We start from the raw sequence: 17518 nt of genomic DNA on the forward strand, positions 1-17518 counted from the left end.
CCCCGTCCTGTGTGAACGCCCACTTCCCCAGCCGGCCTGGTCATGGGCCGCGGGCGAATTCATCATTGCGGAGCACGGCACGCTCCACCCCCCTGCCGTTCAGTCAATCAGCGCCGCTTTTCGGTCATCCACTCAACGGCGTGATCAACGGCGGCCCTGACCGAGAACAATCTTGCGGGCCTTCCTCCCAGTTGTCCCTTCTGCTCCACTCCCCAGCCGAAGGCGGCACCGATCGCGCCGAAATCGCTCTCGTCGAGTTGGACGTCCTCGTACTCCGTCCATTCCTTCCCGCCGTCAGGAAGGCCAACTACACAACGATACGACCGCAGCGGGGCTTTCGTCCGGTATTCGGCAAGATGAAATGCGGTGCATACGTCGAAATCCACATCGATCATGAGCACATGGGCGGCCACCCGATACAGAGCGCCGAGCGGGGAGTTCTCACCGAGGTGGGAGGTGAGGATGTGACGGTCGAGGAGTTCTTCGGCGCGAGGTCCGATGGCCGCGAACGAGGTCTGCGGATGGGCGCTGCGCACGGCGCCCGGAGCGGTGCGGATCGACTCGGCCAACCGGCCCATGCCCTGACTCGGCGTACACGCCGGGTCGAAGGCCGGCATGTCCGCTCGGAAGGTCGCCGCCTGCTCGGGTGTCATTCCGCGTACCCGGGCGCGGTGGAGATCGGAGGTGTCCGAGTTCCCCGCGGTGAAGGCGGGCACCACCAAGGTCCCGTCCGGGCCGACCGCCTCCAGCAGGGCGTCCCGCAGGGTGTCGCTGTGGAGTCCCGTGGACCGCAGGGAGGCGTGGATGAGCAGGGTCATCCCCGGGCGGACGCCGACGGCTCGCAGGGACGGCACCAGTCGTGCAGGTGCCGGTGTCCCTGACTCAGCCATGGCAGCAGCTCTGGTCTTTCCTGCCCTGCTCCTGTTGGCCGCAGCACTCCAGGTCGAGATGGCCAGCGGCACCGACAAGGGGCAACGGCGATCGTCCGGCCGTGCGGGGCCCGGTCGGATCCGAGGCGTTCCGCGGCGGGGGCGCGAGATATGTCGAGTGACCAGAACCTGGACGATCAGGGTCTGCGCGGTCCAGGCGCCCGTGAGCAGAGACCCCGTGTTCAGGGCCGGCAAGACCAGAACCCGCAAGACCAGAGTCCGCAAGATCAGGCCCTGAGCGCCCAGGGTCGAAATGATCAAGGCCGGAATGATGCGCCAACTCCCGGCGCAGTTGGGCCAGCAGACGACGGCCGCCCACGGTCAGCTCCGCGGCCCCCTCCAGTGTGTCGAGGGCACGACCGGCCTGCTTCGCCCCCTCGGGGTCGAAGGCGGCCAGTGCCGCCCGCTCGCTGATTCCCGCCAGCAGTTCGGACACCGGTACCTCCTCGTCCTGCCACGGCGCCGGGTGACGCCACCAGCCGTCCTGTGCATAGAGATCGGTGATGTCGAGCAGGGCGTTGAGCTTCGCCCGCCGCGCACCCCGCAGCAAGTCGATCGCGAGCTGTTCGGGACGGGGTGCGGGTGCAAGGCCCAGCGCTCCATAACCGTGCCCGCGCAGGGCCTGCTCACGCGTGGACGACCGGCCAAAAACCGCTGGTACGGAAGGGGTGTCGGAGGTGAGGGGGGTGAGGGTGCCGAGGCAGTGGGCCACCTCCGCCGACTGCTCGGGTGCGACAGCACGGATGATCTTCCAGGCGTCGGTGAACGCTTTGTCCCAGTCGCGGACCTCTGCGGCGCTCAGTCGGGGCAGGGCTGCCGATCCGAAGCAGTCCCGGTAGCGGTCGAGGTCGTCGAGGCGCAGCAGGGGCGCACCCGCAGTGCCACCGACCGTGCGCACGGGGTGCCAGTGGTCGTCGGCGACTGCCAGCCGCACCCGGCGCGAGGTCCCGCCGACCGTGGCCGTGAACCCGTCCGCGGTGGGTTCCACCTCGGCCGTGCCCCGCTCGTGGATCCCGCTCTCGTGGTCGTCTCCGATGCGCAGCACACCCAGACCGGGCAGGTGCAGCAGACCGTGTTCGTACGGCACGGGGACCGGGGTGGGAACGCCGGCGGCCACCAGCGCCGAGGCCAGGTAGCACGGCAGCCGCAGGGCTCTGGCCACGGCGTCGGGCCGTCCCATGAGCAGCGCTTGCAGGGCGTCCCCGAGCCAGGTGCGGGTGTAGGGGTGGCTCCAGACGGAGTCGAGGACGTCGCCGTCCGCGTCCAGATCGAGCGTCAACTGCCAGGCCCGGTCCCAAGCCGGCCCCCCGCGACCGTCGAGTTCGCCGTGGAGACGGGCGAGGAGGGTACGGGTCAACTCCCGGTGCTCGGCCAGCAGTGCGCCGGGATCGGTGAGCGCGGCGGGTACCAGGGCGTCGGCGGTCCGGCATTCGATGCCGCGGATGAGCCCTTCGAGGTCCGAGCAGTAGACGGAGGGACTGTCGAAGCCCCCGCGTTCGCTGTAGCGGTGGGTGTAGAGCCCGCCGCCGCAGGAGCGTACGACGGGGCACCGACGGCAGGTTCCGCTCACTCCGGCGAGTTCCTGTTGACGGGCTTTGACCCCCGGGTGCGCGGCGACCTCGTCGAAGGTGTGGTGGAAGACGTCGAAGCCGGTGGCGGCGGCTCCTTCGTAGGCGCTCTTGAGGGAGTCGACCTGTTCCAACGTGCCGTCGGTCTCCACGACGACGAGATCGGTGGGTGCGAGGCCCAGCGATTCGGTGAGGCTCGGACCGCCGGCGAGGGTGGAGAGCACCGACTCGAAGAGGCGTACCGGTACGCGTCTGCCCAGGGCGTCCCAGTGGTCGAAAGCGGTCAGCAGCCAGTCGGCATAGGCCGTGGGCGAGCCGTTCGGGCGGGCCGGGGGCGCGTCCCAGGTGGCGTGCGGCAGCAGGAAGTCGATGCGGGGCGGGTCCAGGGCGGCCAGGGCGTCGTAGACGGCGACGGGGTCGTTGGCCACGTCCACGGTGCACAGGAGGCCGAGGTACAGATGGCGGTAGCGATCCTCGCGCAGGAGATCGACGGCGCGTAGGACCAGTGGATGGCTGGTGCGGCCGTCGGCGAAACGTCGGTGGCGGTCATTCGCGGTGCGGTCGCCGTCGAGTGAAATGCCGACCTTGACGTGGAATTCGTCGAACAGATCGAGATATCGCGGGCTAAGTTGTAAGCCGTTGGTGTGGATGCGCAGATCGAGTTCCGCGAGGGAATCGAGGGCGCGGGTGAGCTCCTCACACACACGTCGCAATCGAGCGGGCCCGGCCAGTAGAGGCTCCCCTCCGTGCAGGATCACTGACACGGAGGGCAGGGCATGGCTCTTAGCATGCTCAGCCAGTCGCAGAGCTGTCCAAGAAATCGCTTCGTCAGAGATTGCCTTGGGGCGGGTAAGCCAGCTCTGATCAGCGTGTTCATAGATGTAGCAGTGGTCACATGCGAGATCGCACCTGCTGTGTACCTTCAGAACGATCTCGCGGAATGGGACCAGTGGTCCTGTCATTCGGCCAGTCTAGAGCGCCGAGTTGAAGGTCGACGCCCGAAGGACGCGGTCGGCGGTGACGGGGATGATCCGCGCAAGCTTCTTGGCCGCCTCGCCGCCCCGGGCGTCGATCTGCGCCAGAGGGACGCGGGAGATCTTCGCAGATGCGAAGGCTGCGGAGGTGTGAATTGCCATGGGGGGCCGTCCTTGATCGTGTGTCGAACGCGAATCACCACGCACCATTGCGGTGGTGGCGGCACGACTTTACTCTCATGGCCACTCGCAGCAACTCAGGTCGACGTGACAGCACAAAAGAGTTGCGTCACATTCCCTGGAGCGAGGGCGGATCAAGTCATTCCGCCTAAAGGGTGAAGGTCATAACCGCAGACAGGGGGCACATGACCGGGATTCCCGGGCCAACGGGCAGCATCGTGTTCCGTAACAGGGATCTACCGGCTCTCTTCCATCACACCGACGCCATGGCCATCTCCCACCAGCGGCAGGCGGTCGGCTCCATGAAGCACCAACTCCTCCTTCTCGTCCTGGGTGCCGCCGCCTCCACACTGCCCGCCTCGGCGAAAGTGGGAGAGTCCATCCAACTCTCGGGCGTTTTAGCGGTATTGGCGTATGCCGGGGTACTTCTCATCGGCTACCGGGCCAGTAGGCACAGCGCAAAGTCGCATTGGCAACTCAATCGTTCAGCCGCCGAGTTCATCAAGTCGTTGTGCTGGCGCTACGCGGTGCACGGGGCACCCTTCACCACAGCGGCCACCCAATCGGACGAACTGTTCGCCGACCGCTTGGAAGAAGGACTTCGGGAGCTGGCGAAAGTCGGCTGGGAAGACCCTCGCACCGGTGGGAACCCGATGGCGAGCAAGGAAATGATCACGAAGGCGATGCGTCGGCTGCGATCCCAACCATTCAGCATTCGCAAAGAGACGTATGTCAGGGACCGATTGATTGAACAGCGCAACTGGTACCACCGCAGCACCGCGAACTCCCGACGAGCCACCCGATTATGGTCGTTGTCGATCGGTCTGCTGACTCTGGCAGCACTGTTCCTTTCGCTTTTGCACACCTTTTCGCTGACTGGCTCTCTTCATATCGCAGGAGCGCTGTCCGCGGCGGCGGCCGGCTCTCTGGCGTGGAGTGAGGTGCGTCGGCACCAACCGTTGATCGCCGCGCATTCACTCGTGGAGGAGGACTTGGCAGCCATGCACACGGCGATGGAGTCCTCTGTCACCGAGGCGCAGTGGCCTTCGGCGGTGTACGAAACCGAGCGCATCGTCTCACCGCAGCACACGGACTGGCTGGCACGGCACCGCAGTTGATCGCGATGAGCCCGTGCCGCACCGGCGACGGTCGGCACACCACCTCGGCCCTCGGCCGCCTCCTCGGAGGCGGCCGGGGGCACGCCACCTCAATCCCGTACGAGCCCCTCGCGCCAGATGACGGTCACCGGGCGACCCAGCCGCCGGGCGTAGTGGACGATGTCCGCCGTCCCACCCGGACCACGGGCCGGACAGCCGTCCCACACCGCGAGAAGGTGGTCACAGTTGTCAGCGATGAACGCCCCCGCCGCGTAGTACGCCTCATCGGTGGCGTGGGCGAACTCCAGTCGGACTTCCCGGGTGGCCCGCCGTCTCAGGGCCTCGTAGCCCGCCCGCTCCCCCGGCGCGGCGAATCCGTCCGCGTAGTCACCGCTCGGCACCACCACCGTCAACTCGGCGCCGCAGGCGAGCGCGAGGTCGGCGAAGATCTGGTCGGCGCCGACGGCAAGACTGGACAGGGCCTCCAACGCGCCGCCGTGCTCGTGGAGGACGGCGAGGATCTCCGTTTGAACGTGCCCCACGGCCTCGACGGGGATGTTCCGATGACCGGTCACTCCGATGCGCTTCACTCCTGGGTCGCCCCCTCGTCCGCAGCACCTGATGCCCCGTCCATCGTCCCAGAAGCAGGCGCGGCGTCGAGCCCCCGGTGACCTGCGGCGGACGAGGGCACAACGCCTCTGCGATGCGGCGCAGGTTCAGTCGGCCAGGAGATTCCGCTCCCCTGCGGCGACCGGCACCGACAAGGTGTTCCCCGGCGGTGGGAAGGGACAGATGAAGTGCTCGGCGAAGGCGCACGGGGGCAGTTGGGCCCGGTTGAAGTCGACGAGCACAGACCCGTCCGCGGTCGGAGCCGCCGGCCGCAGGAAGCGGAAGCGATAGCTACTGCTCCCACTGGTGGCATCCGCGAAGACCGCCCAGAGGGAACCGTTGTCCTCCACGGCCACGTGCAGGGTGTGGGCCTGTCCGTCCAGCGTGAAGGAGATCTCGCCGTCGAGGCCGAGACCACGCTGCTGTCCATCGGCGTTCTCCACGCGGATGCTCTGCGTCCGCTCATAGCGGTGAAAGCGCCCGGGCAGCGCCCAGCGGGGATCGTAGGCGGTCGTGTCGATGCCGCGGAAGGAGCGGCGCGCGGGTGCGTCCGGGTCGAAGTCGCGTACGGCCCACAGCCCTTCACGGCGCAGCACGACCAGTCGTCGCGCGCCCTGGGCGACCCGGGAGCCGTCGATCGGCCCCTGGTCGGCGGTGAGCCGGACACTGCCGGCGAAGGGCTTGTCGTCGACGGTGAGACCGTCCGTCGCGGTGGCGGTGAGCACCAGTTGGTCACCGTCGTCGCTCCAGAGCCCCGCAACACCCGGGAGGTGACCGCCCGGATGGTCGTCGAGCCAGTGCGTGCCGGTGAGCGAGAGCGGTCCATGGGGTGCGGAGATCGTAGCGATGCGCCGCTCGTGCCAGTGCTGCCACTCGTTCGGCGCACGGAGATCGACGTCCGTCGCTTCCCCGGGCCGACCGGACTGCTGCTCGCCCGCCCCTGCGGAGCCGCTCGCCCCGCCGAGGCTGACCCGGGCACCCGGTGTGCCGGGGCCGCCCCCAGCGGCGGAACGCTCGTGCGCCCCACCCGATCCGCCCCGCCCGTCCCCGTCGCCCGCTCGCTCATCGGCTCTCATGCCGTCAACCCTTCCACACCGGTTCGGTCAGCCCGAGATGCGAGCGGAGCGTCGTACCGGAGTACCGCGTACGGAAGACACCGCGCTCCTGGAGCAGGGGCACCACCTCGTCCACGAACTCGTCCAGCCCACCGGGGGTGCGATGGGGGACGAGCAGGAACCCGTCGGCCGTGCCCGAGCCGACGTACCCGGCCATCTCGGCGGCCACGCGCCCGGCCGTACCGACGAAGGACTGCCCCGAGGTCGCCTCGATCACGGTCTGCCGGATCGACAGTCCCTTTCGCCGGGACAGCTCCCGCCAGCGCGTCGCCGTTCGACAGGGGTCGCCGGCCCCCGCCCCTGCCTGCGCCAGGACGGCTTCGGGGTCCGGATCGATCTCGGGCAACGGGCCGTCGGGGTCGTACGAGGACAGGTCCCGGCCCCAGACCTGCTCCAGAACGAGGATGGCGCGCTGGGGGGAGACCTGTTCGCGGCGGACGGCGGTGGCCCGCTCCTGTGCCTCCTCGTCACTGTCGCCGAGGACGAAGGTCACTCCGGGCATGATCTTGAGGTCGTCCGGCTCCCTGCCGTAGGCGGCGAGCCGCGCCTTCACATCCCGGTAGAAGGCGCGGCCGGCCTTCGGGTCGCCGTGGCGGGTGAAGGCGACGTCCGCGAAGGCCGCGGCGAACTCCCGCCCCTCGTCCGAGTCCCCGGTCTGGATGACGACGGGGTGCCCCTGGGGAGAGCGGGGCACCGTGAACTCACCCTCGACCGCGAAGTGCCGACCCGCTCGGGCGACGGGCCTGGCCCGACCGTCCGGCGTCCAGGAGTCCCACAGCTCCCGCGCGGTCGCCACGAACTCGGCGGCACGGGTGTAGCGGTCCACCCGATCGGGACAGCTCCCGTGGCGGAAGTTCTCGCCGGTGAAGGCATCGGCCGCCGTCACCACGTTCCAGCCGGCCCGCCCGCCGCTGAGGTGGTCGAGCGAGGAGAGCCTGCGGGCGAGTTCGTACGGCTCGTTGAAACTGACGTTGACGGTCGCCGCAAGACCGAGCCGGTCGGTGACGGCTGCCAGAGCGTTGAGCAGCGTGATCGACTCGGGGCGCCCGGTGACGTCCAAGTCGTGGATCAGTCCCTTGTGCTCCCGTAAGCGCAGTCCCTCGGCGAGGAAGAAGAAGTCGAACAGGCCGCGCTCAGCGGTTCTGGCCAGGTGCTCGAAGGTGCCGAAGTCAATGTGGCTGCCGGAGGTGGAGCTGTTCTGGGCGGTGGTGCTGCTCACCCCGGGAAAGTGCGCGGCGAGGTGGAGGGTGGGTCGGCCTTCGTCGGTCATGAGCTCCCCTTGCTGAGTGCGTAGCGATTGGCCGGCCGGGCGAGCCCGAGGTGTTCGCGGAGGGTTCCGCCGGGGTGGAAGGTGCGGAACACACTGCGGTGCTGGAGGAGCGCGACGGTTCCGTTGACGATGCGTTCGAGATCGCGGTGGGGTGCGATGGGGGCCAGGTGGAAGCCGTCCACGGCGTCCGCGGCGTACCAGCGGGCGATCAACTCGGCGAGTTCCACCGGGCCGCCGCTGTAGTGGGAGCCCGGGGTGGTGAGCCGGGGTCCGCAGGAGTAGCCGCCCAGCCCCGGTTCCGGCCTCGGCTCGCTCTCGCCGAGGTCGACCGCGAGCGAGAGCAGGACCCGCAGGGACGACGGGTCACGCCCATGCGTTTCGGCGTCCTGGTGGAGTGCCGTCCGCAGAGCCGCTGCCTGCTCCGGCGATGAGGCCCTGATGAGGACCACGTCGGCGTGCCGGGCGGCCGTACGACGGCCTTCGTCGCCCGCTCCGGTGATGTCGATGGCGGTGACCGGTCGGCCCTGGGGCGGCCGGGGCACGGTGGAAGGGCCGCGGACGCTGAACCGAGTGCCTTCGAAGTCGACGTGGTGCAGTTTCGATCTGTCGACGTATCGACCGGTCTCCTTGTCGTGGATCTCGGCGCCGTCCTCCCAGCTGTCCCAGAGCCGGGCCACGGCGTCGGCGACCTCACCCGCCTCCCGCCACAGTTCGTCGGTGGGGGCGGCGGGGCGGCGGCCGAAGAGACGGGCCTCCGCCTGGGTCGGTGAGACCCCCACCCCCCACCCCGCCCGGCCGCGACTGACCCAGTCCAACGTGGCCACGGCCGTGGAGACGTGGAAGGGCTCGGTGTGCGTGGTCGTGACCGTGGGCACCAGGCCGATGCGCCGGGTGGCGGGGGCGACACGGGCGAGTACGGCCAGGGCGTCGAGGCCCGGGCGGGCGAACGAGTCACCGAGGGTGACGAAGTCCAGGGTGCCGCGCTCGGCGAGGGTGACAAGGTCGGTGTAGTGATCGGCGTCGTACCGAGCCGGGCCGTCGAGCGCGACGGCCAGGTGCAGCGAACGGGTGCGTGACATGGGGATGCCTTTCCGGATGGTCGTTCCAGGACGGGCGTGGAAGCGAAGGTCGTGCTGCCGCGATCGGGCCGAGGGCTCGTCCCGGGGTGTACGGGGTCGCCGGTCCGTCGTTCAGCCCCGTGGGTGCGGGGCAGAACGACGGGTGTACGCGAACAGGGGGTGACTCGACTCCCGCGCCTGGTCGGGGCGTGGAGACGTTCTGCATGGCTGAGTTGCCCTGAGTTGCCGTGAACTGCTCTGAACTGCTCTGCGTGGCTTGAGGTGACACGGAGAGCTTTGGGGGACTCCGGGTGGCTCAACAAGACGCGGGCCGGGGAGAGCCCGAGGCACGGCGGGTGGTGCGGTTCGCCTCAGGAGGTGGGCCGAGAGCGACGGCCCCTCAGCCGTGGCGGCGCTACACGACCGGGTGCCGGCGTCATATCACCGGGTGGGAGGGGCTCCCCCGTCGCATGGGTCGACGGCGGCGTTCCCGACGCCCGGGCCGGGGTGCGCCCTGCGGCGGGGACGCCGGGGTGGCGCCGGGATGGTGAGCACCGGCGTGGATGCGGTCGTTCGGCCGGGCGGTGTGCCGTCCAGGTCTCCGAACACGCGGCGAGAGGCGCTCGCCCGGCGGTTCTGATCGGACGCCGAATGTCGACCGCACGCCCCTCGGTCATCGGTTGGCCACCGGACGCACCGGCAGGCACGAGCCGACGGGCCGATGAGGGTGGGCGCATCGGAGTCTGTTGCTCAGCAGAACTGCTGGAAGGAGGGCGGGGAACACGGCCATGGCAAAGGCTCCGTCGATACGGGACCGATCTCGGAGTTCGTCTTCACCCAACACACGGGCAGCGTGGAGCCTGCGCACCGGGTGGAACCGGTGCCGTGGAACGACGCGCGATGGGCCGCGCCCCTCAGCACGACCTGGTCCGAGGCTGAGGGTGGCGACGGTCCGCTGTCAAGGCTGTCCATACTGTGAGCGCTTTGTCTCACGGCAGTTGACGCACCGTGGGATGCCTGTTCCACTTGGGCCATGTATCGACAGCGGTTGCTGGTCAGGCGCTCCCACATCGACTTCGGTCATGTGTGGTCCGCGTCCTGTTGACCCCACCGTGTTGTCTCATTGGGCGCCGCTATGGCTGCCTTGTCCCCTGTGTCGTCCAGCGTCCGTGATCGATGCCGTTCATGCTCTTCGACGGTGACGGTTCGGCGCCCCTTCCCTCTGGACCGGCCCCGGGATGCTCGTACTTCACCCACCGCACGACGCGCACCCTCCCTCCCCTCAGCTCGTCCTTGCTCGATCGGCAACCGCCCGCCGCGGATCCATCACGCGGTAGGCGGCTTTCGCCTGTCCGCGTGGCTCGGCTGCCGCTGATCCGTCAGTCTCAGGAGCAGCAGCAGCCGTCGCAGTTGCAGTCCGGGCAGTCGGCGTCCCGGCAGCACCCCTGGCGCTTCTTGCGCGACCAGGGCCCCTCGTACTCCTTGGCGCAGCACATCTGGCAGGTGCAGAAGAGGTACGTGAACATGCCGCAGCCGGGCAGGAACGAGCGTGGGCGCGGGCGCGGTGGCTCTCCACCGAAGTACGGGGACGAGCCACCGCCCGGACCGCCTGGACCGCCCGGAGCTCCGCCGCCGTGTGCACCGCCAGCGGGCCCGCCCGCGAACGGGTTTCCCCCGTACGGACCGGCGCCGTAGCCGTCCTGAGGGCGCCCCGGGCCGGGCACGGCCGACTGGCCCTGGTGGGAGCAGGAGACCGTGCCGAACGCACGGTCCACGGCGGCGGCCAACTCATGGGCGAGCAGCACATGGACCAGTCGGTCGTCCGTGAACCGGGCATCCCGTAGGGCCAGGCGGACCCCGTGGACGGCGTCGTCGGCGAGCCTGCGCGCTTCCGTCAGGGGGGTGCGGGTCGCGGTGAGCGGATTCCACGCTCCTGACGCGGCATCGGCCTGCTGGTCCTCCACCGCGTCCAGCAGATGGGCGAGGCGGCCGAAGAGCCGCCCCGCCTCGGCCAGCGGTGCTTCGTTGTGGGGCTGCCCGGCGAGTACGGCGGTGTGGGCGAAGGCGGCGGCGGTGGCGGTCTCCGTGGGCTCGGTGACGGTGAGCAGGGAGGTGCCGGGGCCGGCGAGCGCCTCGATCTCCGGTTGTCGGTCGACGGCGTCGAGGAGGACGGCCGTGTCGAAGCCGAGGTCCGCACCGGCTTTGGCGCCTGCGCGGTCCCACCCGCGGGCGACCTTGCGCGCGGCGGCGGCGATGGGTCGGCGGGCCAGCAGCCCGTCCCGGTCGGCGACGTGGTCGCGCACCTTGGCCGAGGCCAGTACGAGGGAGACGGCGGCGGCGAGCCGCGCCCCCTCGCCACGGGCGACGGGGGTGGTCCGCATGGCGCGCAGGGGACAGGGTCCCGCCGTACGGCGCGCGTCCGGGGTGCGCTCGGACTGAGCTTCCGTCAGAACCGAGACGATCAGACCGTCGTAGTTGGTGACCACCCGGGCGAACTGACCGTGGTCCGCGCGCAGTGCCAGGCAGAGCCCGCACAGATGCGCCATCCACTCCGTCTTGAGACGTTCCGTCAGACGGTGGCTACAGGGCCTGACTATGCCAAACATGGCGATCCCCCGTGAATCGTTTCAGCAGTGCGAACGCATCGTAACCAGCGGGCCGAACGGTCGGTTCACCCATCCGTCCCCCACATCACCCATCTGGCCCGAGATTTATATTTTGAGCTGATGACCGCCCTTGTACAGGAAGAACTCTGACGAATCACCACATCTTCTGCACCAGTACCGTCACGAAACCTCTGCGCGGCGACTATCCACTTGGCGCTCCATCCGCATGATGGACGAGCATGGGGACAGGAAAGACAAGAGACCGCTAGTGAGCGGACCGCAGTGGAAGGAGGCGTCGATGGGATCTGTGCGCAAGGCCAGCGCCTGGCTGGGACTCGTCGAAGACAACGACGAGCGTTACTACGGCGATGACTACGCCGAGTACGCCGAGGGCGCCGATACGGGTGATGCCTGGGTAACCGACCCCCGGGTGCGGGTGGCCGCCTCCGACTCCGTCCAGGAGGAACAGAGCCGCAGGATCGCCACGGTCTCGCCCTCCTGCTTCCGGGACGCCCGCGGTATCGGGGAGTTGTTCCGGGACGGCGTGCCGGTCATCGTCAACCTCACCGCGCTGGACTCCCCCGACGCCAAGCGCGTGGTGGACTTCTGCGCGGGGCTGACGTTCGGCCTGAAGGGTTCCATCGAGCGGGTGGCCGCCCGGGTCTTCCTGTTGAGCCCGGCGCACACCGATGTCGTCAACGCCGAGCCCGCGGGACGCGCACAGGACGGCTTCTACAACCAGAGCTGAGCAGGGCGGTCGCCGACCGGTCCCCGAGCCGCCGCGGTCGCACACCGATCGGCCCCCGACAGGCGCTTCGCGCGCCGCTGGGAGCCGGCCGGTCCCAGCGGCGTGGCGCACGGGCTCACCGGAAGGCGTCGAGCCCGGTGAGCGCCTTGCCGAGGACGAGTTGGTGCATTTCCACCGTGCCCTCGTAGGTGAGAACCGACTCCAGATTGGTCGCGTGGCGCATCACGGGGTACTCCAGGGAGATCCCGTTGGCCCCCAGGATCGTGCGGGCGGTACGGCAGATCTCGATCGCCTCCCGCACATTGTTGAGCTTGCCGAAGCTGATCTGCTCCGGACGGAGCCGACCGGCGTCCATCCGCGCGCCCAGGTGGTGGGCGAGCAGGATGCCCTTGTGGAGTTCCAGCGCCATGTCGGCGAGCTTGGCCTGCGTCAGTTGGAAGCCGCCGATGGGCTTGCCGAACTGCTCCCGCGTACGGGAGTAGTCGAGAGCGCACTCGAAGCTCGCGCGGGCCGCGCCCATGGCGCCCCAGACGATGCCGTAGCGGGCATGGCTGAGACAGCTCAGCGGGCCCTTGAGGCCGGTGACTGCGGGGAGTACGGCATCCGCGGGCAGCCGGACCTCGTCCATGACCAACTCGCTGGTGACGCTGGCGCGCAGCGACCACTTGTGCTTGATCTCTGGGGCGGAGAATCCGGGAGCGTCCGTGGGGACCACGAAGCCCCGGATGCCGTCGTCGGTCTGGGCCCAGACGACCGCCACGCCGGCCACTGATCCATTGGTGATCCACATCTTGCGTCCGGTCAGCACCCAGTCCGTGCCGTCCCGCTTCGCGTGGGTGCGCATGGCCGCGGGGTCGGAGCCGTGGTCGGGTTCGGTGAGCCCGAAGCAGCCGATCGTCTCGCCCGCTGCCATCGAAGGCAGCCAGTGCTGCTTCTGCTCCTCGGACCCGAAGCGGTGGATCGCGTACATGGCCAAGGAGCCCTGGACGGAGACCAGGGACCGAATGCCCGAATCAGCGGCCTCCAACTCCAGACAGGCCAGTCCGTACTGGACGGCGCTGGCACCGGCGCAGCCGTAGCCCTCCAGGGACATCCCCAGCGCGCCCAGCGCGCCCAGTTCCCTGGCCAGCTCATGGATGTCGGGCAGTTCCCCGCGCTCGTACCAGTCGGCGACGGACGGCAGTACGCGATCCGCGGCCCAGGTGCGGACGGTGTCGCGGATCGCTAGGTCTTCGGGGCTCAGGAGCTCGTCGAGACCGAGCGGATCGCGGGGATCGAAGGGGGCGGGCTTGGACGGTGCGGACATGGGACGGCCTCCGGCAGCACTCACAGGGACTCGGAAACAGCGGAACGAAGAAAAACTAGCAGTGCTAGTCTCCGGGCCGACGGTACGGGTCAGCGCGTCGTCCGTCCAGACCAGGTCACCTCGAAGGGCTCGTGCTCCGATGCACCGCTGACCTCTGTTTCCTCGGCGCATCCGGTGCACTCTGTGTGGTCGGCTTGCTCTGTGTACTTGGCGTGCTTGGCCTGCTTGGCCTGCTCGGTGTACTCAGCGGGCGCGGCGCCCTTGGCATCCCTGATGTGCTGGGCACCCCTGGCGTCCCTAGCGCCCTTGCCCGCGGCGGCGGCGTCGACCTCGGGGGCGCATCCGGGGCGCGGAGCCCGTGCCGACTCCGCGCCGGGCCAGGGCACACCGACGTCATCGGGTGCGTTGCGGCGGGCGGGCACCTGCGCGCCGGCCGATCGCCGATCGAGAGCATCGGATCGCCGGGGCGGTGGACAGTGCTGCTGGGCCTGGGTGCAGTCCATCAACCGGGGCAGCTTCAGCGCGGCCAGCGCACCGAGGAGCAGGAGCCCCGCACTCACGAGCAGGGTGACGTGGAGACCGTGGACGAAGGACTCCCTGGCCGTGGTGCGCAGCACCTCGCCGGCCGTGCCTCCGAGCTGGTCCGCCATCCGATACGCACCGCCCAGGGAATGGGACGCGGCTTCGCTCGCCGGCTTCGGGACCCCGTTCAGCGACTCAAAGGCCGGGGCATAGGCGGCGTTCATGACGCTGCCGAGGAGGGCGATGCCCATCCCCGCACCCAGTTGGTAGGAGGTCTCGCCGATGGCCGCTGCGCCGCCCGCATGCTCGGGCGGAGCCTCGCTGAGCATCGACTCGTACGCCGCGAACAGGGTGGTCTGGAGTCCGAAGCCGAGCAGGATGAAGCCCGTGGTGAGCAGGAGGGGACGATCCTGCTGTCCCATCATCATCAGGAGCAGCACGGCCAGGGCGGTGAGCACGAATCCCCACCCGGCCATCTGGCGCGGCCCCACCCGCCGCAAGGTGTACGAACCGGTGGCCCCGGCGGCCATGGCGGCGAAGGTCAGGGGCAGCAGTCGCAGCCCGGTCTCCATCGGGCCGAGCCCCAGGATGAGCTGGAGGTACTGGACCGCGATCAACTCCAGTCCCACCAGCGCAAGCATGGCGAGGACGATGCAGCCCACGGAGGTGGAGAAGGTGGCCGTGGCGAACATCCGCACGTCGATCAGGGGCTGGGCGCGGCGGCGTTGGCGGCGGACGAACAGCGCGAGCAGCACGGCGCCCACCAGGAGGGGCGCCGCCGTTGCGATGTCGAACGGGCCCTGCCCCACGCCGAGGCGTTTGACGCCGAGGACCACTCCGAGGACTCCGACTGCGGCCATCAAAGCGCCGAGTACGTCCCAGGGGCCGTCGAAGCCGCCCCGGGACTCCGGCAGCAGCCAACGGGCCAGCGGCAGTATCACCAGCATCAACGGGATGTTGATCAGGAAGACCGAGCCCCACCAGAAGTTCTCGACCAGGAAGCCGCCCAGAACCGGACCGGTGGCGGCGCCGACCGCGGCCACCGCGGTCCAGATCCCGATCGCGGTCGCCCGCTCACGCCGGTCGGGGAAGACCGTCCGGAGTATCGACAGGGTCGCCGGCATGATCATTGCGCCGCCGACGCCGAGCAGTGCGCGCGCCCCGATGAGTATCTCGGGGGTTTCGGCCATCGCCGCCAGGGCGGACGCCAGACCGAAGATCCCGTAGCCGATCAGCAGGACCAGCCGGCGGCCGATCCGGTCGCCGAGGGTGCCGAAGAGGATGAGCAGGGCTGCGCAGACCAAGGGGTAGGCATCCACGATCCACAGCAGTTCGACTCCGCTAGGGCGCAGATCTTCGGTGACGGCAGGAACGGCGACGTGGAGCACGGTCGCATCCACCGCGACCAGGAGCAGACTCACGCACAGGACGAGCAGGACGACCCAGCGGCTCCCACCGCCGCCGATGGCACGCAGACGCGCCACGGCCGTCGTCGTCCCGGACATGCACTACCTCCCGTGGTTCCCTCGCGCTCGGCGGGCCAGCCGGGGACGGGGACATCCCTCAGGCGGTCCAGGCATCGACGGGCGAGTGATCCGTCAGCGTACGCCAGTTCCAGCCGAAGACATGTGGCTCGCTCCCGAACCGTCCGGGGCGCGGTATGTGGCCTCCACCACGCGGGTGCCCAAGCCGTCGGTCGTCACACGGCCGGGGCGGGCGACAGCGCCGCCGCGGGACGGCGCCGAGAGCGCCCGAGAAGAGCATCACCCAAGATGAGAAAGAATTCATACGACTACCCAGGGGCGCTGATTTACACCGCAGAAAGGACATTCGACAGAAGGGTCAGTGCAAATGAGACGTGACCCTTGGGGGATTTTCCCGATGGCCTTGAATATCCCTCATGAGTGAGACCCACTCCACATCACATCGTCATCACAAAGACGCTGGATCGGGCTAGCCAACAGCTCACTCGCTGTAACGTCGATTAGGTGCGTACCGACATCTTCGCCCGCTTGGACCGGGAGCCGGAACCGCCGAAGATAGAGATCCCGCGGATGAGCCGCACCCGTCTCGCCCTCTTCGGCGGGACGTCTGCGTTCTACCTCGCCATCGTCGTGGCCGTGCTGGCTTCGACCTGGCTGGTGATCATCGACTGGAAGGTGATGTTGTTCCGGCCGTATCAGCAGTGGCCGGAGCTGCATGCGTTTCTCGACTACTTCGTGGTACTCGGCCAGCGCGGGCCCACGGCCGTGATGGTCGCCGCATGGCTGGGCTGGCGCTCCTGGCGTCAGCACACCTTGCGGCCCCTGCTGGTGCTCGGCGTGTCGCTGTTGCTGCTCAACACGACCGTCGGCGCGGTCAAGATCGGCCTCGGCCGACTCGGACCCCACTACGCGACCCAGATCGGATCGCCCGAACTCTTCGCCGGCGGCGATATATTTCCCTCCGGGCACACCGCGAATGCGGTGGTGACCTGGGGAATCCTGGCATATCTGGCCACCACTCCGAAGACCAGGCGATATCTGTCGGCGCTCTCCGCCACGGTATCCCTCGGTGTCGGTCTCACCACCGTCTATCTCGGCACCCACTGGCTGAGCGATGTTCTGCTCGGTTGGGCCGCCGGCTTGTTGATCTTGCTAGCGTTGCCCTGGTGCGAGCCACTGATCGGACGGACCGAAGCCTGGATCTTCGGGCAGCGCGAGCAGTGGCGTGCGCGTCGGCGACTCGCTCCCTCGTTGCCGGTCGCATCGGGCGGCCCGCGTGGCGCCCTGGTGCCCCGGAGGCCGGCTCCCGGCTCAGCGGGCGTCCCGGAGACCCCGGTGCGCTCGCCCGTCGCGGCGGGCGGCATGGTGGTTCCCTCGCCGCCCAGCGGCCGGTCCGCCACGCAGTTCAGCCAGCCCAGACAGCACGCGGGGCGGGCCGAGCGCGGCGCGGTCTCACCGTCGGGCGGGCGTCGTCCGCCGGCCTCACGTGCCACGCGCGGCGGCTGAAACGGCACACCGCGCGGGTAACAGCAAGGGGTGAGGGCCCCGACCACATATGGTCGGGGCCCTCACCCCTTGCCGCTGACGCCCGGAGGTCCGCGGAACGAATCAGCCGGCCCAGCAGCGCTTGACCTGGCCGTCAGCGACCTCGAAGTTCAGCCGGCCCGCCACGTACTCCAGCGTGATCACCGTCCCGGGCGGCAGTGATCTGACGCTGGTCCAGCCTCGCTGCCGGGCTCGCTCCTGCGCATTCTCGGCCAGGAGGCCCACATAGGAGTCGGGCGCGTCGTCAGGGCGCGGGGCGGAAGACGGTATGGATGCCATGAGATCCACCGTAGGCGGCAGCGGACGGTGACGGAAGCGGAGCAGTGGAACCGCTCGGTCCGCCCCAGGTCCCCCGGTGGTCACGCTTCTGTCACAGGACGCCGACATGCGGCCGTACCGCGCACACTCACTCGAACATGTGAGCAAACACCATTCACGCCGTAATGCAGACCTATTTGCGTGGCGGGCGGAATTACCGCGCGGAATTCGACCGGGGAGACCTCGGGG

Annotated in this window: 14 protein-coding genes; 3 read left to right on the top strand and 11 right to left on the bottom strand. The window is 69.2% G+C overall.

The window, feature by feature from the left end; translation table 11 throughout:
* Nucleotides 1-107 precede the first annotated feature (107 nt).
* Genes OID54_RS09110 through OID54_RS09120 form a run of 3 tightly spaced genes read right to left on the bottom strand, consistent with a single transcriptional unit; the run spans nt 108 to nt 3633 of the window.
* The gene (locus OID54_RS09110) at nt 108-890 is read right to left on the bottom strand and encodes an aminoglycoside N(3)-acetyltransferase (RefSeq protein ID WP_329016586.1); all 783 of its coding nucleotides are present in this window, start codon (nt 888-890) and stop codon (nt 108-110) included.
* Nucleotides 883-3459 (bottom strand): radical SAM/SPASM protein FxsBH, inactivated beta-hydroxylase extension form, encoded by a 2577-nt coding sequence (fxsBH, locus tag OID54_RS09115; protein WP_329016589.1) that lies wholly within the window; start codon nt 3457-3459, stop codon nt 883-885. Before fxsBH ends, OID54_RS09110 begins: the two co-directional genes overlap by 8 nt.
* 9 nt (nt 3460-3468) lie before the next feature.
* Nucleotides 3469-3633 (bottom strand): FXSXX-COOH protein, encoded by a 165-nt coding sequence (locus tag OID54_RS09120; RefSeq protein ID WP_329016593.1) that lies wholly within the window; start codon nt 3631-3633, stop codon nt 3469-3471.
* A gap of 203 nt (nt 3634-3836) precedes the next feature.
* Here OID54_RS09120 and OID54_RS09125 point away from each other — a divergent pair, with 203 nt between their 5' ends.
* Nucleotides 3837-4769 (top strand): DUF4231 domain-containing protein, encoded by a 933-nt coding sequence (locus OID54_RS09125; protein ID WP_329016597.1) that lies wholly within the window; start codon nt 3837-3839, stop codon nt 4767-4769.
* A gap of 89 nt (nt 4770-4858) precedes the next feature.
* Here the strand turns inward: OID54_RS09125 and OID54_RS09130 are convergent, their stop codons facing one another.
* The 5 genes from OID54_RS09130 to OID54_RS09150 form a co-directional block, all read right to left on the bottom strand.
* Nucleotides 4859-5338 (bottom strand): hypothetical protein, encoded by a 480-nt coding sequence (locus OID54_RS09130; protein ID WP_329016600.1) that lies wholly within the window; start codon nt 5336-5338, stop codon nt 4859-4861.
* Between the two features lie 126 nt (nt 5339-5464).
* Nucleotides 5465-6433 carry a DUF1684 domain-containing protein gene (locus tag OID54_RS09135; protein ID WP_329016603.1) on the bottom strand — a complete coding sequence of 323 codons (969 nt, stop codon included), beginning with the start codon at nt 6431-6433 and terminating at the stop codon, nt 5465-5467.
* 4 nt (nt 6434-6437) lie between these two features.
* Nucleotides 6438-7742 (bottom strand): NtaA/DmoA family FMN-dependent monooxygenase, encoded by a 1305-nt coding sequence (locus tag OID54_RS09140; RefSeq protein WP_329016606.1) that lies wholly within the window; start codon nt 7740-7742, stop codon nt 6438-6440.
* Nucleotides 7739-8821: an LLM class flavin-dependent oxidoreductase gene (locus OID54_RS09145; RefSeq protein WP_329016609.1), complete on the bottom strand. Its 1083-nt coding sequence runs from the start codon at nt 8819-8821 to the stop codon at nt 7739-7741. Before OID54_RS09145 ends, OID54_RS09140 begins: the two co-directional genes overlap by 4 nt.
* 1364 nt (nt 8822-10185) lie before the next feature.
* Nucleotides 10186-11406: a DUF5685 family protein gene (locus OID54_RS09150; RefSeq protein WP_329016611.1), complete on the bottom strand. Its 1221-nt coding sequence runs from the start codon at nt 11404-11406 to the stop codon at nt 10186-10188.
* Nucleotides 11407-11704: 298 nt separating this feature from the next.
* Between OID54_RS09150 and OID54_RS09155 the strand changes: the two genes are divergently transcribed.
* Complete coding sequence (locus OID54_RS09155; protein ID WP_329016615.1) at nt 11705-12154, top strand: cell division protein SepF; 450 nt, start codon at nt 11705-11707, stop codon at nt 12152-12154.
* Between the two features lie 115 nt (nt 12155-12269).
* Here OID54_RS09155 and OID54_RS09160 read toward each other — a convergent pair whose 3' ends face one another.
* Entirely contained in the window at nt 12270-13460 is a 1191-nt protein-coding gene (locus OID54_RS09160) for an acyl-CoA dehydrogenase family protein (RefSeq protein WP_329016618.1), read from the bottom strand.
* An 89-nt stretch (nt 13461-13549) separates the two neighbouring features.
* Nucleotides 13550-15487 (bottom strand): MFS transporter, encoded by a 1938-nt coding sequence (locus tag OID54_RS09165; RefSeq protein WP_329016621.1) that lies wholly within the window; start codon nt 15485-15487, stop codon nt 13550-13552.
* A gap of 483 nt (nt 15488-15970) precedes the next feature.
* Here OID54_RS09165 and OID54_RS09170 point away from each other — a divergent pair, with 483 nt between their 5' ends.
* Nucleotides 15971-16972, top strand: coding sequence for a phosphatase PAP2 family protein (locus OID54_RS09170; protein WP_329016624.1), 1002 nt, complete (start codon nt 15971-15973; stop codon nt 16970-16972).
* 102 nt (nt 16973-17074) lie between these two features.
* Here the strand turns inward: OID54_RS09170 and OID54_RS09175 are convergent, their stop codons facing one another.
* Nucleotides 17075-17290: an I78 family peptidase inhibitor gene (locus OID54_RS09175; protein WP_329016626.1), complete on the bottom strand. Its 216-nt coding sequence runs from the start codon at nt 17288-17290 to the stop codon at nt 17075-17077.
* Nucleotides 17291-17518: the final 228 nt, after the last annotated feature.

The sequence above is a fragment of the Streptomyces sp. NBC_00690 genome, from assembly GCF_036226685.1.
Taxonomy (GTDB): Bacteria; Actinomycetota; Actinomycetes; order Streptomycetales; family Streptomycetaceae; genus Streptomyces.